Raw genomic sequence first — 18,370 nt, forward strand, 5'->3', positions numbered from 1 at the left:
TCAGCCGCCGTTGGCGGGGGCGGGCGTCGCGGCCTGCGTGTCGGCCTGGCCGCGGACGTCGACGAACGCCTCGCCGCGCATCTCGCGCAGGAAGCGGTTCCACTCGTCCTCGAGCTTGCGCCGGCCGATCGTCTCGCTGATCTGTGCGCGGCGGGTCTGGTCGGTGGCGTTGACCTGTCGCGTGCCGATCCGCTGCACGATGTGCCAGCCGGCTTCGGTGCGGAACGGCGCCGAGACCTGGCCGTCCTGCAGGCCGGCGACCTGGCCGCCGAACTGCGGGCCGAACGCGTCCGCGGCGAACCAGCCGAGGTCGCCGCCGTTGGCCTGGGTGTTCAGGTCCTGCGACTCTTCGCGCGCGAGCTGGGCGAAGTCCGCGCCGCCGGCGATCCGCGCCGCCAGCGTGTCGGCCTTGGCCTTCGCCGCGGCGTCCTGCGAGGCATCGGCCGCGCGCACGAGGATGTGGCGGGCCTGGAACTGGGTGACCATGTTCGCCGCGCCGTCGGCAGCCGCGTCGCGCACTTCGACCAGCTTCAGCAGCTGGAAGCCGCTGGGGCCACGCAGCGGCGCGCTGACGTCGCCGGGCGACATGCGCCGGACCATCTCAGCGAACGCGTTGGGAATCTCGTCATTCGAGCGCCAGCCCAGGTCGCCGCCTTCCAGTGCGTTCGGGCTGTCGGAATAGCGCACGGCCGCGGCGGCGAAGTCCATCTCGCCGCGGTCCAGCAGCGACTTCACGCCGTCGATCTTCTTCTGCGCGGTGGCGATCTGCTCGGCGGTGGCGCCCTCGGGCAGCGCGACGAGGATGTGCGCCAGACGGTACTGGCTCCCGGTCGCTGCCTGCACGGCCATCGCGGCGTCGATCTCGGCCTCGGTGACCTGGATGCGGCCCTGCGCAAAGCGCTGGCGAAGGCGCTGGATCAGCAGCTCGTCGCGGATCGAATTGCGGAATTCGCCGAACGTGGTGCCGTCGCTGGTGACCTGCGCGCGCAGCTGGTCCAGGGTCAGCCGGTTCTGCTGGGCGACCGCGCCGATGGCCTGGTCGATTTCCTGGTCGGTGACCCGCACGCCGGTTTCCTGGGCGCGGCTGACCTGCAGCTTGATCAGCACGAGGCGCTCGAGCACCTGGCGCTCGAGCACGTCGCGCGGCGGCAGCTGGCCTTCGCGCCCGCGGTACTGCTGGGTGATGTTCGCCACCGCGCGGTCGAGCTCGCTGCGCAGGATGACGTCTTCATTGACCACCGCGGCAATGCGGTCGATCGGCTGCAGCTCCTGCGCGACGGCAAGGCTGCCGGCGCCGGTGAGGGGAGCGCCGGCCAGCAGGGCGGCCGCGAGGGCACACGCGAGTACGTTCTTCATGGATTCGAGTCGAGAGTGGGGTCGACGGTGTCGCGCCTCAGCGGGGAGGGCGGCACGAGGTAGAGGTCGTCGCGGTCGTATCCGAGGATAGCACGGCGCAAAACGCGCTCCGTCTTCTGGCCGGCCGAGCCCAGGCCCTTCAGTTCGACCTCGAGCTGGATGGAATTGTTCAGGTCGCCGGTGCGGTTGCGCAGGTACCGGCGGCCGACCAGTCGCACCGCGATGCAGCAGCTTTCCCACTGCACGCCGGCGATGGTTTCCAGCTCTTTCTTGTCCAGCAGCGAGTAGTAGTAGCGGCCGACCACGCTCCAGTTCGGGTTGATCGGGTAAAGGAAGGAGAAGTCCGCCTGCTCGAGCAGGTCGCGGCGGTAGCGGTAGCCGACGTTGACCACGCCTGCGTCGCCGATCAGGTAGCGGGCACGCAGCGCGGCCAGGTCCTCGCGGCGGAACTTCGGGTCCCACTGGTACGACGCGTTGATCTGCCAGCGGTCGCTCGGGGCCACGGACACGTCGGCGATCCACGCGGACTTGCCGCGTTCGACCGGCGTCTCGCCCGGCACGATCACCCGCGTGTCGTCGAAATAGCGGATCTGTCCGATGCTCGCCGCCAGCCGCTCGCGGCCGTCGTCCTCGTTGATGAGGCGCGTGGTCAGCGCCGTCGTCAGCTGGTTCGCGTCGCTCTGGCGATCCGGGCCGGTGTAGCGGTTGTCGCGGAACAGCTGGCCCCAGCTGAACGTCATCGGCGCCGTGTCGAACAGCGGCAGGCCGTCCTGGTTCTCGTACGGCACGCGCAGGTAGAACAGTCGCGGTTCGAGCGTCTGAAGGTAGTTGTCGCCGCGGATCTGCGTGTGCCGGTCGAAGAACAGTCCGGCGTCGATCGAGCTGATCGGCAGGCTGCGGGTTGGCCCTGCGTTTGTCAGCTGCGCGATGAGTTCGGGAGTCGGCGTCGTCCCACTGGTAGCCGCGTACCTTTGAGCGAGCGAGTTTCCAATTGAAGTGGCAAGACCATCTTCCAGCTTGTAAGCGGTGTACCGATACGCCAGACGCGGGCGCAGGAACCAACTGCCTCCCTCGAGCGGCATCTCGACGAATGGCTTGACGTCAAGACGGCTGCCAGCGTCGAAGACGTCGTGCCGGAATCTCACCGCCTCCGCGTCGATTCCGGCGTGCAACCAATCGTTCAGCGGTCGGTTCCACTGTGCGAAAAGACGTGGGAGTCGGTCGAACGGCAGGCTCGCTTCGGTCAGGGTGTAGTCGGTGAGCTGATACCGATCGGCGGTAAAGCTCGCCGACCAGTGGCGTCCTTGTCCATATACGCCGAGCGTGCTGCCGATGCTATACGTCGACACGCCATAGAGGCTGTTGCTGAAGTCCTCCAGATAGTGGGTGTCGCTCACCCAGCCCAGACTGGCGCGAGCACGCCAGAACTTGTTGAAGTAGTGAGTGGCTCCAAGCGAAAACTGCCCGCGGTTATCCGTCGGCAGCGTCGCCCCGGGAATTGGCAGACCGGTGATCGGGTTGTTGAGGTACCGGAAGGGCTCGTTCTCCGGCAGCTTGTCCTTGGGCATCCATGTCCCCGAAACCGTGCCCTCTCCCTTGGGGTACAGCCAGCGGAATTCGCCGCCGATACTGGCGCCGCGCTCGGTCATGATCCGCGGCGTGACCGTGGCGTCGTAGTTCGGCGCGAGGTTGAGGTAGATCGGCTGCTTCCAGTCGAAGCCGTTGCGGCCGGACAGCGACACGGCCGGGTACAGCAGGCCCGTGCGGCGGCGGTCGTCGATCGGGAACATGAACCACGGCACGTACAGCACCGGCACCTTGCCGATCCGCAGCGTCGCGTTGCGCGCCACGCCCATGCCCTTCTCGGTGTCGATGTCGATGCGATTCGCGCGCAGCTCCCACGCGCGCTCGGACGGCGCGCAGGTGGAATACGTGGAGCCGACCAGCGCGCCCTGCTCGCCCTTGAGTTCGATCCGTTCGGCGCCGCCGTTGCCGCGCCGCTCGGTCAGCTGGTAGCGCAGGTCGGTGATCGTGTGGCTGTCGTCCTGCTGGTTGCCTTCGGCGCGTTCGGCGACGATGCGCATGCCCGAGTCCGAGTAGCGCACGCTGCCTTCGGCGACATACTGGCCGGTCTCGCTGTTGAACGTCAGTCGGTCGGTGCCGAGGAACTGGTCGCCGCGGCTCAGCGCGACGTTGCCCTGCACGATGGTGTTTTCGTCCTGCTGGCCCTCGAGCTGGTCGCCTTCGATGTCGGTCGGCTGCTCGATGCGCTGCTGCGGGGTGCCGGTGGGCGCGGGTGCATCGGCGAACGCGGGGACCGCATCGCCGACCGGGCACAGCGCCCAGTCGTCGTCGCCGTAGCCGTCATCCTGGCCGTACGCGGGAAGGGCGAGCGCGATGCACAGCGAGAGCGGAAGCAGGCGGAAACTCGTGCGCACGCGGCCATCCGGGACACGGAAAACGGCCGCTAGCTTGCCCCATCCCCTGCAGGGCGGCAACGCGGGTGCGGCGCGGGGGAAGGTTGGGTTCATCTTGCTGGGCCCGGCGGATGGCACGGAGCATTCCCCTTGGATCGTTCGGAGGTGGGTGTTCGGTTCGGGGCGCAGGCGATAGGGCAGACGGGCCCGCTGCATTCGGGCCGCGAGCCGCGGCTCCCCCTCCCGATGCCTGCACGCGCGCCAAGGCGACCTTGGCCGCGCCGCCGCCATCCATCGCATGCGCGGTGTCGACAGCGCGTGCAGCCGGCGATTGCGTTGGCGTGCACAGCGTCGGCGCAAGACGGTCGGGGCGCGACGCCCGGCGTGCAGAGGGCCTTCCGGCTCAGGCGGCGAGCAGGGCGCCGACGTGGGCTACGCTGCTCATGCGCAGCGCGTCGAGGTCGTAGCCGCCCTCGAGCATCGACACCACGCGTCCGTGCGCGTGGCGTCCGGCGATCGCGCACAGCTCGGTGGTGAGCCAGGCGAAGTCGTCGGCCTCGACCTCGAGCTGCGCGAGCGGGTCGAGACGGTGCGCGTCGAATCCCGCCGAAATGAAGACCAGCTGCGGCCGGAACGCGTCGATCGCCGGGAGCAGGCGATCCCGCCACGCGTACCGGAACGCATCCCCGCCGCTGCGAGGCGGCAGCGGCGCGTTGACGACGTTGCCGACGCCGCGCTCGTCCGCGTAGCCGGTGTCGGGATACAGCGGCAGCTGGTGCGAACTGGCGTACATGACGCGGGGGTCGGTGTCGAAGATCGCCTGGGTGCCGTTGCCGTGGTGGACGTCGAAATCGACCACCGCGACGCGCGACAGGCCGTGCTTGTCGCAGGCGTGTGCGGCGGCCACGGCGATCGAGTTGAACAGGCAGAAGCCCATCACACACGAGCCGGTGGCGTGGTGTCCGGGCGGACGCACCGCGCAGAACGCACGTCGGGTGTCGCCGTGCATGACGTCGTCGACCGCGGCGACGCCCGCGCCTGCGGCGCGCAACGCGGCTTCGGCCGAGCCGGGCGCGAGGACCGTGTCCGGGTCGAGCGCGATCGGTCCGTCGACCTTGGTGTCGAGCACCAGCGCCAGCAGCGCGTCGTCGTGGACGCGCAGCAGCTGGCCGCGGCTGGCGCGAGGCGCCTCGCGCCAGTCGAGCCTGGGGTAGGCCGCCTTCAGCGCGTCGGTCACCGCGGAGAGGCGGGCCGGTCGTTCGGCGTGCTGGGCGCCGGGGTTGTGGTCGAGGCAGGCGGGGTGGGTGTAGACGCGCATGCCGGGTCGCTCAGCCTTGGCGGCGCTCGTGCTGCCACAGGATCTCGCCGTGTCCGCTGGCGCGTGCGAGCACGCGCGCGAGCACGAACAGGAGGTCCGACAGGCGGTTGAGGTAGCGGATCGCCTCCGGCCGCACCGAATCGTGGTGCGACAGGGTCACGGTCTCGCGCTCGGCGCGACGGACGACGGTGCGCGCGACGTGGCAGCGCGCCGCCGCTTCGCCGCCGCCGGGCAGGATGAAATCCTTCAGCGGCGGCAGGGCGTCGTTGTAGTGGTCGAGCTGCTGCTCGAGCCGCGCGATGTCGGCATCGAACACCGCCGCGTGGCCAGGGATGCACAGCTCGCCGCCGAGGTCGAACAGCTGGTGCTGGATCGTCGTCAGCAGCGCGTGGATGTCGTCGGGCACGCCAGCCGCGAGCAGCAGGCCGATGCACGAGTTGGCCTCGTCAACGGTGCCGTAGGCGGTGACGCGGGCCGAGTCCTTCGCGACGCGGCTGCCGTCGCCCAGCCCGGTGCTGCCGTCGTCGCCGGTCTTCGTGTAGATCTTGCTGAGGCGGTTGCCCACGCCCGGACTCAGGCGGTCTGGGCCCGCAGCGCCGGCACCCGGGCGCGCAGCAGCGCGAAGCCGCCGAACAGCAGCGCCGAGTAGAACAGCGTGCCGAGCACGGTCCACTGGAAGAACGGGATGCCGGCGGCGTAGGTGGCCATCAGGCCGGCAGCGGTCTTCGGGATGGCCGCACTCGACGCGAACACGCCGAAGTTGGTCACGACGAAGAACAGCACCGAACCGACCAGCGAGTAGCCGAGCACGCGCCCGCCGCTGACGCGGCCGCGCAGGTTCAGGCCGATCGCGGTGATCGCGACGATGCACGCGTACACCAGCGCCATGCCGGTGCTGCCGAAATAGCCGGCGTAGTCGCCGCCGAGCGTCGCGGCCAAGGCCAGGTCAGACAGCAGCATCGCGGCGAGCGGAACCGCGAAGGCCCATGCGCGCGAGGCGAAGTACGCGCCGCCGAACAGGGCGACGGCCTCGACCGGGGAGAAGTTCGGCGGGTGCGGCAGCAGCCGGCTCATCGCCGCCAGCACGATCAGACCGGCGAGCACGAGCGGGCCGGCGGACAGGCGCAGGCCGGAGGGAGCGGGGGTCGTCGGGATGCGGTTCATCGAGCCAGTTGCGTGCCGGTGGAAGCCGTTAGCATAGCGCAATGGCCCCGCTCCCCCCTTCATCCGCGGCGCCCCGCGACCGTGTCGCCCACGACGTGCTGATCGTCGGCGGCGGACTCGTCGGCGCCAGCCTCGCGATCGCGCTCGACCGCCTCGGGCTCGATGTCGCGCTCGTCGACGCCGCGCCTGCGGGCGCGATCCCGGCCGTGTTCGACGAGCGCAACCTCAGCTTCGCCGAGGCCACCGTCAACGCGCTCGAGGCGCTCGGGGTGTTGGCGCGGCTGCGCGCACCTGCCGGCTCGATCGAACGCATCCACGTGACGCGCCGCGGCGACTTCGGCCGCATGCTGCTGCGCGCCGCAGACCACGGGCGGCGCGAGTTCGGCCGGGTCGTGGTCGCCCGCGACTTCGGCGAGGCGCTGGAGTCGCGGCTGTCGGAGCTGCGTGGGCTGACCCGCTATCGCCCGGCGCGGTTCCTCGGCCTGGTCGACGACAGTGCCGGCGACCGCCGCGGCGTGCGCATCGACGCCGGGGACGGGGAGCGGGTGATCGACACGCGGCTGCTGGTCGGCGCCGACGGCGCTCGCAGCGCGGTGCGCGATGCGCTGGGGATCGGCGCGGACGAACACGACTACGCGCAGACGCTGTTCGTCGCGCGGCTGCGTGCCGAGCGTGCGCCGGACGGAACCGCGTACGAACGCTTCGGCGACGACGGCCCGACCGCGCTGCTTCCGCGCGGCGATCGTCACTTCGGACTGATCCACGCCGTCGCCGCCGGCGAGGCCGACGTGGTGGCGGCGATGGACGAGGCGGCGTTCCTCGCGCGCATCCAGGACGCATTCGGCTGGCGCGTCGGCCGGCTGCTGGCCTGTGGCCCGCGCAGCGCGTACCCGGTCAGCCGGATCGTCGCGCAGCGGACGACGGCGCCGCGCGCGGTGCTGGTGGGCAATGCCGCGCAGACGATCCATCCGATCGGCGCACAGGGCTTCAACCTCGGCCTGCGCGATGCGCTGACGCTGGTGGAGCAGATCGGCGATGCGGTGGCCGACCCGGGAAGCGGCGCGCTGCTGCGCGGCTACGACACGCGGCGCAGCGACGACCGCGCACAGACCCTGGCGTTCTCCGACGGACTGGCCCGGCTGACCGCCAACGACGCGCAGTGGCTGCGCCCCGTGCGCAGCGCCGGCCTGTTCGCGGCCGATCGCCTGCCGTCGGTGCAGGCGCGCCTGGTCGCCGGCGCGATGGGCTACCGCGGCGACGTGCCGGCGCTGTGCCGGGGCACCACCGCATGAGCCGGCGGGAACCGCGGCGCGACGGCACCCTCGACGCGGTGGTCGTCGGTGCCGGCGTGGTCGGCACCGCGGCCGCGCTCGCGCTGGCGGCCGAAGGTGCGTCGGTCGCGCTCGTCGAGTCGCGCGAGCCGCCGCGCTGGCAGGCGCACGGAACCGACCTGCGCGTTTTCGCGTTCGCCCCGGACAGTGCTGCGCTGCTCGACCGGCTGGGCGTCTGGGCGTCGATCCGCAGCGCGCGCGCGCAGCCGTACCGGGCGATGCGGGTGTGGGACGCCGCCGGCGGTGCGCCGCTGGTGTTCGACGCCGATGCGCTCGCGCGGCCCGAACTGGGCTGGATCGTCGAACACGCGCTGCTGGTCGACCGGCTGTGGGCGGCGCTGCCGCTGGCCGGCGTGCAGGTGCTGTGCCCGGAGCAGGTGGTCGCGATCGCGCAGGACGACGACGCGGCCACGCTGACGCTGGGGTCCGGGACGCGACTGCGCGCGCGGCTGGTGGTCGCCGCCGACGGCGCGGACTCGCCGCTGCGCGCGATGGCGGGGATCGACAGCTTTGCGCGCGACTACGGCCAGAGTGGCGTCGTCGCCTTCGTGCAGACCGAACGCCCGCACGACTCGACGTGCCGCCAGCGGTTCCTGCCGGGCGGGCCGCTGGCGCTGCTGCCGTTCGTCGATTCGCCGGACGCGCCGGTCGATGCGCGCGGTCGCCGCAGTTCGATCGTCTGGTCCGTCGCCGAGGCCGAGGCCGCGCGGCTGCTGGCGCTGGACGAGGCCGACTTCCGGCGCGAACTCGGCCAGGCCTCCGAGGGCGTGCTGGGCGACGTCACCCACGTCTCCGCACGCGTCGCGTTTCCGCTGCGTCGACAGCTCGCCGAGCGCTACGCGGAGGGGCGGGTCGTGCTGGTCGGCGATGCTGCCCACGTGGTCCATCCGCTGGCGGGCCAGGGCGTCAACCTCGGCCTGCGCGACGTCGCAGCGCTGCAGGCGATGGCGCACGCGCGCCGCGGTCGCGACCTCGGCGCGCCGGTGCCGCTCGCGCGCTGGGCGCGTGCCCGCCGCAGCGAGAACGCGGTCGCCGCGTACGCGTTCGACGGGCTGAACCGCCTGTTCTCCAACGACGCGCTGCTGCCGACGCTGATGCGCGGCCCGCTGCTCGGCACGGTCGGCCGTCTGCCACCGCTGAACCACGCGTTCTGGCGCCACGCCGCCGGGCTCTAAAAAAAAGGCCCCGCCGAAGCGGGGCCGTGTCGATCACCGCAGGCCCGCAGCGCGGGCCCGTTCAACGGCTTACAGCCAGTTCTTCATCTCGTCGGTGCTGAGGCTGCCGTCGGCGTTGACGTCGAGCATGCGGAACTGCGCCTTCAGCACGGTGTGGGTGCGGACCTCGTCCTCGGTCAGGCCGCCATTGCGGTTGGCATCGAAGGCGTTGAAGTCGATCTTGAAGTTCGGGTTCGTCGACTGGAACGCGACCTGCGCATTCGCCGCGCCCATCGGCGACGGATTGCCCTGCGGCGTCGCGGGCGGCGTGTTCACCGCTTCGACGGTGGCGTCGGCGGACAGTTCGGCGCGGGCCGCGGCGTTGGCGGTCGCGGCGCTGGCGGCGCGGGCCTGGGCGGCAGCCTGCTGCGCCTCGGCCGCGGCGGCGACCGGATTCACGCCCGACTGGGCGACGGTGCCGGCCGCCTGCGCTTCCTTGGCGGCTTCGACGGCCGCTCCGGCCGCGGCCTGGGCATCGACCGACGAATGGTGGGCGGAATGCGCGGTCGCGGCGGCGGTCGCGGCACCGGCCTCCGTCATAGCGCCAGCACGCTTGGCGGCGCCGGCGGCCTTGGCGGCTTCCTGCGCAGCCTCGGCGTTCTCGCGCGCGGCCTTCGCTTCCTCGGTGGCGGCTTCCGCCTCCACGGCGGCCTGCTGTTTCGCGGCGACTTCGGTCTGCTGTGCGAACGCGCTGCCCGAGCCGATCGCGGCAATCAGTGCGGCCGCCAGCAGGTGGCGGTTGGTGCGGGTGGTGATGGCCATGGCCATGACTCCTGTTAGTGGGGGTGGGGGGACCCTAGGCGCGGTCCCATCAACCTCGCGTAAACCGATGCGCTGCGGGCGGGCCGCGGTTCACGCTGATGACGATGCGGTGAGGCGACGCGCCCCGTGCCCTTCGTATGCGAGTGGCACGTGCACTCGCGCTTCGCTCAGTTGATGACGCCCTCGGTTTCGGCGCGCGACAGCACGCGGTCGCGGTCGCGGTCGAGCGCGACGAACTGCGCGACCACCGTCGGATGCTTCGCCGCCTCGGCGCGGGACAGCACGCCATCTTGGTCGGTGTCGAGCGCGCGGAACGCGGGTCGGTAGCCGGCCGCGATCGGATCGTTCGGCCGCGAGCTCACCGACACGCTGGCGCCCCGGGTGGCGGTTTCCTGCGTGAGCACGACGGCGCGGTTCGGCGTGTCGAGCGCAGCGGAGCGGGGCGCCTGCGTAGCCGGAGCCGCCGGAGTCGCCGGCGTTGCAGCGGTAGCGGGCGTTGCAGGGCCGGCGGGCGTCGCGGGAACGGCCGGCGTCGCCGGCACGGCACGCGGCGGAATGGGCGCCACGGTCGGCGACTGCGCCAGCGCGGGGCCGGCGAGGGCACACAGCATCAGGGTCAGTGCGTGGGATTTCATGGGGCGGCCTCCAAGAGGGGGACGCCCGGACCGTACGCCCGCGGCGATCAATCGCCCGTCAATCCGCGAAACCACGGCTGAACGCCGCGCGGACGGCCCCGATCAGGTTCGTGGCGTGGCGAAAACGGTGATCTCTTCGCGGTCGTGGTACAGCTGCCGCGCGCGGATCGTCATCGGCCGGTGGGTCTGCTGCTCGAACCCTTCGAGGCAGATCCGGGTCTCCTCCCAGCGCTTCTTCATCGGCAGCTTGAGGTTGAAGATCGCCTGCCGGCACCAGTTGTTGTGGAACCACGCGGCCATGCGGTCGGCCACCTTGCGCGGGCTCTCGACCATGTCGCAGACGAGCCAGTCGAGCGTGCGTCGCGGCTGCCACTGGAAACCGTCGACGCGCAGGTGATCGACGCGCCCGCTGTCGAGCAGGTTCTGCGCGAGCGGGCCGTTGTCGATCGCGGTGACCTTCATGCCGTTGCGCACCAGCACCCAGGTCCAGCCGCCCGGGGCGGCGCCGAGGTCGGCGGCCTGCATGTTGTCGCGAACCAGCCGCTCGCGCTCGTCGTCGTCGAGCAGCGTCAGCAGCGCTTCCTCGAGCTTCAGCGCCGATCGGCTCGGCGCGTCGGCGTGCATGCGCAGCCGCGGGATGCCCAGCGGCCACGGGGAGCTGTCGCGCGGCTCGCTGGTCGCCAGCACCGCGTGGTCGCCGGCGAGGAACACCACGTGCAGGCGCGGCCGCACCGGGTCGTCGCTGCGGGTGAGCCAGCCGGCCTTGCGCAACGCCGGTCGCAGTGCGTTGCCGAAGCTGCGGGCGAGGCCGGCCAGCGGCTTGGCCGCGTCGGAGTCGGGGTGCTCGACCCACAGCTCGCCGAACGCCGACGGCATGCCGGGGCTGCCGGCCAGGGCGTCGAGCGCGGCCAGGATCGGGGTGATGCGGTCGCGCGGGTCCAGCCCCGGCAGGTCCGCCAGCCGCAGCAGCTTCTGCCGCGCGAAGATCAGCGTGGAGAACGGCAGCGCCCGCGACAGCGCGTCGGCGTCAGCGCCGAGGAACTCGACGACGCCGCTGCCGCGCTCGGTGCGCGCATAGCCGGGGTGGCCGACGGTGGCCGCGCGCTCGTTGAGTTCGGCGGCCAGCTCCGGCTCGAAACCGGCGCGGCAGTAGCACAGCAGGGCGTCGCCGCTCATCGGGCGAGGGACCGCGTCGGCGTCAGCGCGTCAATAGCGCTCACCGCCGCTCTCGCCGTACGCCCGCAGCACGGCCCGCGCCGCGTCGCGGTGCAGGTCGCGCACGACGGCAATGCCGCGACGCTCGAGCTCGCCGACCCAGTCGGCCGGCAGCGGACCCTCGTCGAACTCGGTCAGTTCCTCGACGTCTTCGCTGCGCGCGCCGATCAGCAGGCGGTCGACGCCGGCCCACACGGTCGCGCCGTAGCACTGGCAGCACGGCTGCGACGAGGTGGCCAGCGTGTACGGTCCGATCGGCCGGTCGTCGGCGTCGCGGTTCAGGCGCGCACGCTGGGTGCGCTGCTGCGCGAGCATGTACGCCATCGTCTCGGCGTGCGCGAGCGAGCACGCGTGCGGCAGCACGCGGTTGACGCCGACCGCGACGATGCGGTCGTCGGGACCGAACACCGCCGCGCCGAACGGGCCGCCGCTGCGCGCCTCGAAGTTGCGCCGCGACAGCTCGATCGCCAGCGCGACCTTGGCCGCGTCGCCGACGTGCGCCTGCGCGGTGTCGACGTGCTCGTGGACCCACGCCGGCAGCGTCAGGTGGACCTGCGCGTAGAGCATCACTGGGCCTCGAATTCCATGAGCACGCCTTCGCAGCGACCGGCGCGGCAGTCGCAGCCCTGGATCGGCTGGAAGCCGCAGATCGACATGCGTCCTTCCTTCGCGCACTGGGCCTGCACCGCGGCCGGGTCGGTCGGGCTGTTGACGTTGACGCAGCGCGGCTCCTGGCCGCAGCAGTTGCCGACGTTCTTGACCGCGCAGTCGCTGGCGGTGCGGCAGGCGTAGTCGAGCACCGGCGGCGCATCGGCGACGCGCTGCGGCGGCAGCGGCTTGCTCATCGGCGGTGCCGGCTTGGTCCGCCGGGCCAGCGCCGGGTCGGCCGGCACGGCCGGCGCCTGCGCGTCGGCAACGGGGCCGGCGGCCGGCGCACCCGCGGCGGGGGCGGTCGGCGCGTCGGCGGCGATCGGGCTCGCGGCGCCAGACTGCGCCGCGCTTTCCGACGGCGGCGCCGCGCATGCCGACAGCGCGAACGCGGCCAGCAGCGCGAGGGCGAGCGCGGGGGTGAGCGCGAGAGTGAAACGGAACGACGCGACGAAACGGAGGGCCATGGCGATCACCGGCGGGTCGGGGGCATCAAGCCTTGCCGGCCCAGGTGTCACGCAGCGTGACGCTGCGGTTGAACACCGGGCGCGCGGCCGTGTGGTCGCGGCGGTCGGCGACGAAGTAGCCCAGCCGCTCGAACTGGAACGACTGCTCGGGCGCGGCGGTCGCGGCCGCCGGCTCGACGTAGCCGTTGACGGTGCGGCGCGAATCGGGATTCAGGTGGTCGCGGTAGGTCTTCCCGTCCGAGTCGTCGTCGGGGTCGGCCACGCTGAACAGCCGGTCGTACAGGCGCACCTCGGCTTCGACCGCGTGCGCGGCGCTGACCCAGTGGATCGTGCCCTTGACCTTGCGGTTGGCGCCTTCCATGCCGGCGCGCGAGTCCGGGTCGAGCGTGCCGTGCAGTTCGACCACGCGGCCGTCGGCGTCCTTGACCACCGCGTCGCAGCGGACGATGCCGGCGCCGCGCAGGCGCACGTCGCCGCCGACGGTCAGGCGCTTGAAGCCCTTCGGCGGCACCTCCTCGAAGTCCTCGCGCTCGATCCACAGCGTGCGCGAGAACGGCACCCGGCGCTCGCCGAACGACTCGTCCTTCGGGTGGTTGGCGAACACCAGCTGCTCCTCGTGCGACTCGGGCAGGTTGGTCAGCACCAGCTTGACCGGGTCGATCACCGCCATCCGCCGCGGCGCGGCGCCGTCGAGGTCGTCGCGCAGCGCGCCCTCGAGGATCGAGATGTCGAGCAACGAGTTCTGCTTGCTGATGCCGACGCGGTCGACCATCAGCCGCAGCGCGGACGGCGTGTAGCCGCGGCGGCGGATGCCCTGCAGCGTCGGCATGCGCGGGTCGTCCCAGCCGTCGACGAGGCCGTCCTGCACCAGCGCCATCAGCTTGCGCTTGCTCATCACCAGGTAGTTGAAGTTCAGCCGCGAGAACTCGATCTGGCGCGGCCGGCTGGCCTCGAACGGGAGGCCGCGGTCGGTCAGCGGCTTCACCAGCTCGGGCGAGCCGGCCAGGTCCACGCGCGCCACGCACCAGTCGTACAGCGGGCGGTGGTCCTCGAACTCCAACGTGCACAGCGAGTGCGTGATGCCCTCGACCGCATCGCTGAGCGAGTGCGCGTAGTCGTACATCGGGTAGATCGGCCAGTCGTTGCCGGTGTTCTGGTGCTCGACGTGCTTGATGCGGTACAGCGCCGGGTCGCGCAGGTTGATGTTGCCGCTGGCCATGTCGATCTTCGCGCGCAGCGTGCGTGCGCCGTCCGGGAACTCGCCCGCGCGCATGCGCCGGAACAGGTCGAGGTTCTCGTCGACGCCGCGCTCGCGGTACGGCGAGTTGCGTCCCGGCTCGGTCAGCGTGCCGCGGTACGCGCGCACCTCGTCGGCGCTGAGGTCGCAGACGAACGCGTCGCCCTGCCGGATCAGCTTCTCCGCGGCGAGGTACAGCACCTCGAAGTAATCCGAGGCGTGGCGCAGGTCGTGCCAGTCGAAGCCGAGCCAGCGCACGTCGTCCTGGATCGCCTGCACGTACTCCGGGTCTTCCTTGGCGGGGTTGGTGTCGTCCAGCCGCAGGTTGCACGTGCCGCCGAACTCGCGGGCGATGCCGAAGTCCAGGCAGATCGCCTTCGCGTGGCCGATGTGCAGGTAGCCGTTGGGTTCCGGCGGAAAGCGGGTGCGGATCGCCGCGTGCTTGCCGCTGGCCAGGTCGTCGCGGACGATCTGGCGGATGAAGTCCTGCTTGCCGGCCGCGGGCGCGCCGTCGGCAGACGCATCCGGCGGGGCGGTGGGGGCGGCGGTGGGATCGGACGGTGCGGACATGCGGCGGGACACGGCAGGGGAGACCGCGCAGTTTAGCCGCTGGGGCCGGCAGGCGCCGTCCGCGTCGGAGCGGCTCCGCGGCCACGCGGTCGCGACGGCTGCCCGGCGTATGCTGACCCCATCGTTGCAGCCGCCGCACAGGAGTGCCGCATGAAAGTCGTCTACGAAGCGGCAAACGTCATCGACGCCCATCTGGTCAAGCATGCGCTGGAGGACGCGGGCATCCCCGTGTTCCTGCGCGGCGAGGCGCTGGTCGGCGGCATGGGCGAGCTGCCGGTGTTTGGCGTCGTCGGCGTGTGCGTGCCCGAAGCGGCGTGGCCGGAAGCGCAGGCGATCGTCGCGGCGCTCGCGCTCGGCGAATCGTCCGGCGACGACACGGCGCCGGACGCCGACGCGTTCGAGCCGCCCGCGTTCCCCGCCTGAGCGGCCGCGCAACCGGACGTTCCCTTGCCGCCGTCCCCGCTGCGCGCGAGCATGGCCGCCCCTCGATCCGGACCGCGCCCATGCCGCTGCTGGTGATCGGCAACAAGAACTACTCGTCGTGGTCGCTGCGCCCGTGGCTGCTGCTGCGTCACTTCGGCGTCGCCTTCGACGAGCTCAAGCTGTCGCTCGACACCCCCGAATTCTTCGCCGAGATCGAGCGCTGGTCGCCGACGCGGCGGGTGCCGGTCCTGCACGACGGCGACCTGGTGGTCGCCGACTCGCTGGCGATCTGCGAGTTCGCGAACGAGCGCTGGCTCGACGGCCGCGGCTGGCCGGCCGACCTGCGCGACCGCGCGGTGGCGCGCGCCGCCGCGGCGGAGATGCACTCCGGGTTCGCCGCGCTGCGCGGACAGCTGCCGATGAATGCGCGGCGCGTGCCGGACGGCTACCGCTGGAATGCGCAGGCGCAGGCCGACATCGAGCGCGTCCAGGCGCTGTGGCGAGGATTGCGCGCACGGGCCGCCGGGCGCGGTGCGCCGGCATCGGGTCCGTTCCTGTGCGGCGGCTTCGGCATCGTCGATGCGATGTTCGCCCCGGTCGTGCTGCGCTTCCGCGGCTACGGCGTGGCGATGGACGACGTCGCGGCGGCGTACTGCGACGCCGTGCTGGCGCTTCCGGCGATGCAGGCGTGGCTGGCCGAGGCGGTCGCCGAGCCCGAGCGGCTCGCCGCGACCGACGGGCTGGCCGCGCCGTGAGCACGGCGCAGCCTGCGGCCGCCTCGCCCGCGTTCGCCGCGCTGATCCGCGACGTCGCCGACTTCCCGAAGCCGGGGATCGTGTTCAAGGACATCACGCCGCTGCTGGCCGACGCACGCGGCTTCGCCGCCGCGGTCGCCGCGATGGCCGAGCCGTGGGGCGACGCCGGCGTCGGCGTCGTGGCGGGCGTCGAGGCGCGCGGCTTCATCGTCGGTGCGGCCCTGGCGCGCGAACTCGGCGTCGGCTTCGTGCCGATCCGCAAGCCCGGCAAGCTGCCGGCGCGCGTGGTCTGGCAGGAGTACGCGCTCGAGTACGGCCACGACCGCATCGAAATCCACGCCGACGCGATCGCCCCCGGCACGCGCACGCTGCTGGTCGACGACGTGCTCGCGACCGGCGGCACGCTGCTGGCGGCGCGCGCGCTGCTCGACCGCATCGGCGCCACGACGGTCGGCGCGGGCGTGCTGGTGGAGATCGCCGCGCTCGGCGGGCGCGCGCGGTGGCCGGACGCGACGCCGCTGCCGGCCACGCTGCGCTACTAGGCCGGATCGCTGCGGCCCGCCCCGGCCGGGCCCCGGCCGGTTGAATCCGCCTCGGCGCGCCCCACGTTGTTGCAGTACCCACGACGGAGTCACCGCGATGCTCGGGATCGGAGCCTTCAAGCAGCGCATGCCGCGCCCCGAGGACGCGCCCCGCGGCCGCGACGTCGAGATGCCGCTGCGCAACGCCCACCACGTGCACGGCCGGCCGCTGCGCGACGCGTTCGAAGGGCTCGCGTCGGTGCAGTTCGGAATGGGCTGCTTCTGGGGCGCCGAGCGCAAGTTCTGGACGCTGCCGGGCGTGGTCACGACCGCGGTCGGCTACGCCGGCGGCTACACGCCGAACCCGACCTACGACGAGGTCTGCAGCGGCCAGACCGGGCACACCGAGGTGGTGCGGGTGGTCTACGACCCGGAACAGATCGGCTTCGACGACCTGCTGCGCGTGTTCTGGGAAAACCACGATCCGACCCAGGGCATGCGCCAGGGCAACGACACCGGCACCCAGTACCGCTCGGCGATCTACGCCGACACGCCGGAGCAGTACGCCGCGGCCGCGAACAGCCGCGAGGCGTTCCAGCAGCGGCTCAACGCCGCGGGCTTCGGGCCCATCACCACCGCGATCGTCCACCCGGCGCCGACGTTCTATTACGCCGAGGACGTCCACCAGCAGTACCTGGCGAAGAATCCGAACGGCTACTGCGGGCTCGGCGGCACCGGCGTCAGCTGTCCGATCGGACTCGGCGCGGCGGCCGCCGGCGCGGGCTGATCGCGTCGGCGCGGCGGTTGGCGCTCAGCCTTCCGCTTCGAGATCGTTGAGGGTTTTCTGGAACCGGTTGGCGTGCGAGCGCTCGGCGCGGGCCAGCGTCTCGAACCAGTCGGCGATCTCGTCGAAGCCCTCGTCGCGCGCGGCCTGGGCGTAGGCCGGGTACATCTGCGCGAACTCCTGCGTCTCGCTGGCGATCGCCGCCCGGAGGTTGTCGACCGTGGCGCCGATCGGCAGGCCGGTCAGCGGGTCGCCGCAGGCCTCGAGGTATTCGAGGTGGCCGAGCGCGTGGCCGGTCTCGCCCTCGGCGGTGGAGCGGAATACCGCGGCGACGTCGCTGCGCCCTTCGATATCGGCCTTCTGGGCGAAGTACAGGTAGCGGCGGTTGGCCTGGGCCTCGGCGGCGAACGCCTGCATCAGGTTCGCTTCGGTCTTGCTGCCTTTCAGGGCCATCGCAGTGCACTCGTCATGGGAACCACGGCGCGGTCGCGCCGACCGCACGCTAGACCACGCCGTCGGTGGCGCGCAATTGCGCCCGTTCGACTCAGGCGCCGGCGATCGCCGCCGACCGGGCCCGGCGTGCCGGCGCAGCCGGCGCCGCGGCGGCGCTGAGCGTCGGCTCGAACAGCGCCGGCGGCAGGCCGCGGAACACCTCGGCCAGCTGGCTCAGGAAGCCCGACATCGCCGAGCTCTTGCGCCACACCATCGCGATGCGCCGGCTCGGGCGGACGCCGTCGAAGCCGAGCAGGCGGATGTCGTGCGACGGCGCGACCGGCGGCTTCACGGCGAGCACCGGCAGCAGGGTCAGGCCGACGTTGGCGGCGACCATCTGCCGCAGCGTCTCCAGGCTGGTCGCCTGGAAGCCGGACATTTCGTTCGCGCCGGCCAGCTGGCACACGTCGAGCGCCTGGTCGCGCAGGCAGTGGCCGTCTTCGAGCAGCAGCAGACGCTCGTGCGCCAGCTCGTCCATCGTCAGCGAGCCGCGCTCGGCCAGCGGGTGGCCTTCCGGCACGGCCAGCACGAACGGCTCCTCGAACAGGTACTCGACGTGCAGCTGGTCGTCGTGGATCGGCAGCGCCAGCAGCCCGGCGTCGATCTTGCCGCTGCGCAGGCGCTCGAGGATCTCCGGGCTCTTCTCCTCGATCAGCAGCAGCTCCAGCCGCGGGAAGCGCTTGCGGATCTGCGGCACGACGTGCGGCAGCAGGTACGGGCCGAGCGTCGGGAACATCGCCAGCCGGACGGTGCCGGCTTCGGGGTCGCGGCTGCGGCGCGCGGCTTCGCGCATCTGTTCGACCTCGGCGACGATGCGGCGGGCGCGGTCGACGATCTCACGCCCGGCCGGGGTCAGCATGACCTTGCGCGGCGCCCGTTCGACCAGCGCCACGCCGAGTTCGTCCTCGAGCTTGCGGATCTGCGTCGACAGCGTCGGCTGGCTGACGAAGCACGCATCCGCCGCGCGGCCGAAATGCTTCAGGTCGGCCAGCGCCACGAGGTATTTCAGGTCACGAAGGTTCACGCGTCGCTCCCACGGTGGCGGCCGCCGCACGGCGGCG

General features: G+C 72.1%; 19 protein-coding genes. 6 read left to right on the plus strand and 13 right to left on the minus strand.

The features are described from left to right. The 5 genes from D3A60_RS04095 to D3A60_RS04115 all read right to left on the minus strand — a co-directional run bounded on the left by D3A60_RS04095 (nt 1) and on the right by D3A60_RS04115 (nt 6,255). Nucleotides 1–1,356 (minus strand): peptidylprolyl isomerase, encoded by a 1,356-nt coding sequence (locus tag D3A60_RS04095; protein WP_119717398.1) that lies wholly within the window; start codon nt 1,354–1,356, stop codon nt 1–3. After that, complete coding sequence (gene lptD / locus D3A60_RS04100) at nt 1,353–3,794, minus strand: LPS assembly protein LptD (RefSeq protein WP_119717399.1); 2,442 nt, start codon at nt 3,792–3,794, stop codon at nt 1,353–1,355. The genes D3A60_RS04095 and lptD overlap by 4 nt, the downstream gene beginning before the upstream one ends. Before the next feature lie 382 nt (nt 3,795–4,176). Then, nucleotides 4,177–5,091, minus strand: coding sequence for a histone deacetylase family protein (locus tag D3A60_RS04105; RefSeq protein ID WP_119717400.1), 915 nt, complete (start codon nt 5,089–5,091; stop codon nt 4,177–4,179). A gap of 10 nt (nt 5,092–5,101) precedes the next feature. After that, the gene (locus tag D3A60_RS04110) at nt 5,102–5,656 is read right to left on the minus strand and encodes a cob(I)yrinic acid a,c-diamide adenosyltransferase (RefSeq protein ID WP_119717401.1); all 555 of its coding nucleotides are present in this window, start codon (nt 5,654–5,656) and stop codon (nt 5,102–5,104) included. Nucleotides 5,657–5,664: 8 nt separating this feature from the next. Continuing rightward, entirely contained in the window at nt 5,665–6,255 is a 591-nt protein-coding gene (locus tag D3A60_RS04115; RefSeq protein WP_119717402.1) for a DUF6580 family putative transport protein, read from the minus strand. 41 nt (nt 6,256–6,296) lie between these two features. Between D3A60_RS04115 and ubiH the strand changes: the two genes are divergently transcribed. Next, nucleotides 6,297–7,547, plus strand: coding sequence for a 2-octaprenyl-6-methoxyphenyl hydroxylase (ubiH, locus tag D3A60_RS04120; RefSeq protein WP_119717403.1), 1,251 nt, complete (start codon nt 6,297–6,299; stop codon nt 7,545–7,547). Beyond that, entirely contained in the window at nt 7,544–8,761 is a 1,218-nt protein-coding gene (locus D3A60_RS04125) for an FAD-dependent oxidoreductase (RefSeq protein ID WP_119717548.1), read from the plus strand. The genes ubiH and D3A60_RS04125 overlap by 4 nt, the downstream gene beginning before the upstream one ends. Nucleotides 8,762–8,830: 69 nt before the next feature. On the opposite strand, the gene D3A60_RS04130 is transcribed toward D3A60_RS04125, so the two are convergent. From D3A60_RS04130 to D3A60_RS04160, 6 genes are all read right to left on the minus strand, one after another. Next, entirely contained in the window at nt 8,831–9,562 is a 732-nt protein-coding gene (locus tag D3A60_RS04130) for an EF-hand domain-containing protein (RefSeq protein ID WP_157981395.1), read from the minus strand. A 167-nt stretch (nt 9,563–9,729) separates the two neighbouring features. After that, the gene (locus D3A60_RS04135; RefSeq protein WP_119717405.1) at nt 9,730–10,197 is read right to left on the minus strand and encodes an EF-hand domain-containing protein; all 468 of its coding nucleotides are present in this window, start codon (nt 10,195–10,197) and stop codon (nt 9,730–9,732) included. Nucleotides 10,198–10,299: 102 nt separating this feature from the next. Then, nucleotides 10,300–11,373 carry a 23S rRNA (cytidine(2498)-2'-O)-methyltransferase RlmM gene (gene rlmM, locus D3A60_RS04140; protein WP_119717406.1) on the minus strand — a complete coding sequence of 358 codons (1,074 nt, stop codon included), beginning with the start codon at nt 11,371–11,373 and terminating at the stop codon, nt 10,300–10,302. Between the two features lie 30 nt (nt 11,374–11,403). After that, on the minus strand, nt 11,404–11,979 hold the full coding sequence (locus D3A60_RS04145) for a nucleoside deaminase (RefSeq protein ID WP_119717407.1): 576 nt from the start codon (nt 11,977–11,979) through the stop codon (nt 11,404–11,406). Next, a complete protein-coding gene (locus D3A60_RS14810; RefSeq protein ID WP_157981396.1) occupies nt 11,979–12,527 on the minus strand; it encodes a hypothetical protein in 549 nt (182 codons plus the stop codon). The genes D3A60_RS04145 and D3A60_RS14810 overlap by 1 nt, the downstream gene beginning before the upstream one ends. Before the next feature lie 25 nt (nt 12,528–12,552). Next, a complete protein-coding gene (locus tag D3A60_RS04160; protein ID WP_119717410.1) occupies nt 12,553–14,334 on the minus strand; it encodes a glutamine--tRNA ligase/YqeY domain fusion protein in 1,782 nt (593 codons plus the stop codon). Nucleotides 14,335–14,484: 150 nt separating this feature from the next. On the opposite strand from D3A60_RS04160, the gene D3A60_RS04165 reads away from it, so the two are divergent. The 4 genes from D3A60_RS04165 (at nt 14,485) to msrA (ending at nt 16,820) form a co-directional block, all read left to right on the plus strand. Continuing rightward, the gene (locus D3A60_RS04165) at nt 14,485–14,757 is read left to right on the plus strand and encodes a putative signal transducing protein (RefSeq protein WP_119717411.1); all 273 of its coding nucleotides are present in this window, start codon (nt 14,485–14,487) and stop codon (nt 14,755–14,757) included. Between the two features lie 80 nt (nt 14,758–14,837). Then, nucleotides 14,838–15,512: a glutathione S-transferase family protein gene (locus tag D3A60_RS04170; protein ID WP_119717412.1), complete on the plus strand. Its 675-nt coding sequence runs from the start codon at nt 14,838–14,840 to the stop codon at nt 15,510–15,512. Beyond that, nucleotides 15,509–16,054 carry an adenine phosphoribosyltransferase gene (locus tag D3A60_RS04175; protein ID WP_119717413.1) on the plus strand — a complete coding sequence of 182 codons (546 nt, stop codon included), beginning with the start codon at nt 15,509–15,511 and terminating at the stop codon, nt 16,052–16,054. The genes D3A60_RS04170 and D3A60_RS04175 overlap by 4 nt, the downstream gene beginning before the upstream one ends. Before the next feature lie 97 nt (nt 16,055–16,151). Continuing rightward, on the plus strand, nt 16,152–16,820 hold the full coding sequence (msrA, locus tag D3A60_RS04180) for a peptide-methionine (S)-S-oxide reductase MsrA (protein ID WP_119717414.1): 669 nt from the start codon (nt 16,152–16,154) through the stop codon (nt 16,818–16,820). 24 nt (nt 16,821–16,844) lie between these two features. Here msrA and D3A60_RS04185 read toward each other — a convergent pair whose 3' ends face one another. Both D3A60_RS04185 and D3A60_RS04190 read right to left on the minus strand, forming a co-directional pair. Beyond that, entirely contained in the window at nt 16,845–17,270 is a 426-nt protein-coding gene (locus tag D3A60_RS04185) for a rubrerythrin family protein (protein ID WP_119717415.1), read from the minus strand. Nucleotides 17,271–17,361: 91 nt separating this feature from the next. Continuing rightward, on the minus strand, nt 17,362–18,333 hold the full coding sequence (locus D3A60_RS04190) for a LysR substrate-binding domain-containing protein (protein ID WP_119717416.1): 972 nt from the start codon (nt 18,331–18,333) through the stop codon (nt 17,362–17,364). Between the last annotated feature and the right edge of the window lie 37 nt (nt 18,334–18,370).

Source organism: Cognatilysobacter tabacisoli (assembly GCF_003586305.1).
GTDB classification, from domain to species: domain Bacteria; phylum Pseudomonadota; class Gammaproteobacteria; order Xanthomonadales; family Xanthomonadaceae; genus Cognatilysobacter_A; species Cognatilysobacter_A tabacisoli.

Excerpts from the sequence above, each read along its gene's own strand:
- D3A60_RS04095 (WP_119717398.1), bottom strand. The coding sequence starts at position 1,356 with ATGAAGAACGTACTCGCGTGTGCCCTCGCGGCCGCCCTGCTGGCCGGC.
- D3A60_RS04105 (WP_119717400.1), bottom strand. The coding sequence starts at position 5,091 with ATGCGCGTCTACACCCACCCCGCCTGCCTCGACCACAACCCCGGCGCC.
- D3A60_RS04115 (WP_119717402.1), bottom strand. The coding sequence starts at position 6,255 with ATGAACCGCATCCCGACGACCCCCGCTCCCTCCGGCCTGCGCCTGTCC.
- ubiH (WP_119717403.1), top strand. The coding sequence starts at position 6,297 with ATGGCCCCGCTCCCCCCTTCATCCGCGGCGCCCCGCGACCGTGTCGCC.
- D3A60_RS04125 (WP_119717548.1), top strand. The coding sequence starts at position 7,544 with ATGAGCCGGCGGGAACCGCGGCGCGACGGCACCCTCGACGCGGTGGTC.
- D3A60_RS04130 (WP_157981395.1), bottom strand. The coding sequence starts at position 9,562 with ATGGCCATCACCACCCGCACCAACCGCCACCTGCTGGCGGCCGCACTG.
- D3A60_RS04135 (WP_119717405.1), bottom strand. The coding sequence starts at position 10,197 with ATGAAATCCCACGCACTGACCCTGATGCTGTGTGCCCTCGCCGGCCCC.
- rlmM (WP_119717406.1), bottom strand. The coding sequence starts at position 11,373 with ATGAGCGGCGACGCCCTGCTGTGCTACTGCCGCGCCGGTTTCGAGCCG.
- D3A60_RS04145 (WP_119717407.1), bottom strand. The coding sequence starts at position 11,979 with ATGCTCTACGCGCAGGTCCACCTGACGCTGCCGGCGTGGGTCCACGAG.
- D3A60_RS14810 (WP_157981396.1), bottom strand. The coding sequence starts at position 12,527 with ATGGCCCTCCGTTTCGTCGCGTCGTTCCGTTTCACTCTCGCGCTCACC.
- D3A60_RS04160 (WP_119717410.1), bottom strand. The coding sequence starts at position 14,334 with ATGTCCGCACCGTCCGATCCCACCGCCGCCCCCACCGCCCCGCCGGAT.
- D3A60_RS04165 (WP_119717411.1), top strand. The coding sequence starts at position 14,485 with ATGAAAGTCGTCTACGAAGCGGCAAACGTCATCGACGCCCATCTGGTC.
- D3A60_RS04170 (WP_119717412.1), top strand. The coding sequence starts at position 14,838 with ATGCCGCTGCTGGTGATCGGCAACAAGAACTACTCGTCGTGGTCGCTG.
- msrA (WP_119717414.1), top strand. The coding sequence starts at position 16,152 with ATGCTCGGGATCGGAGCCTTCAAGCAGCGCATGCCGCGCCCCGAGGAC.
- D3A60_RS04185 (WP_119717415.1), bottom strand. The coding sequence starts at position 17,270 with ATGGCCCTGAAAGGCAGCAAGACCGAAGCGAACCTGATGCAGGCGTTC.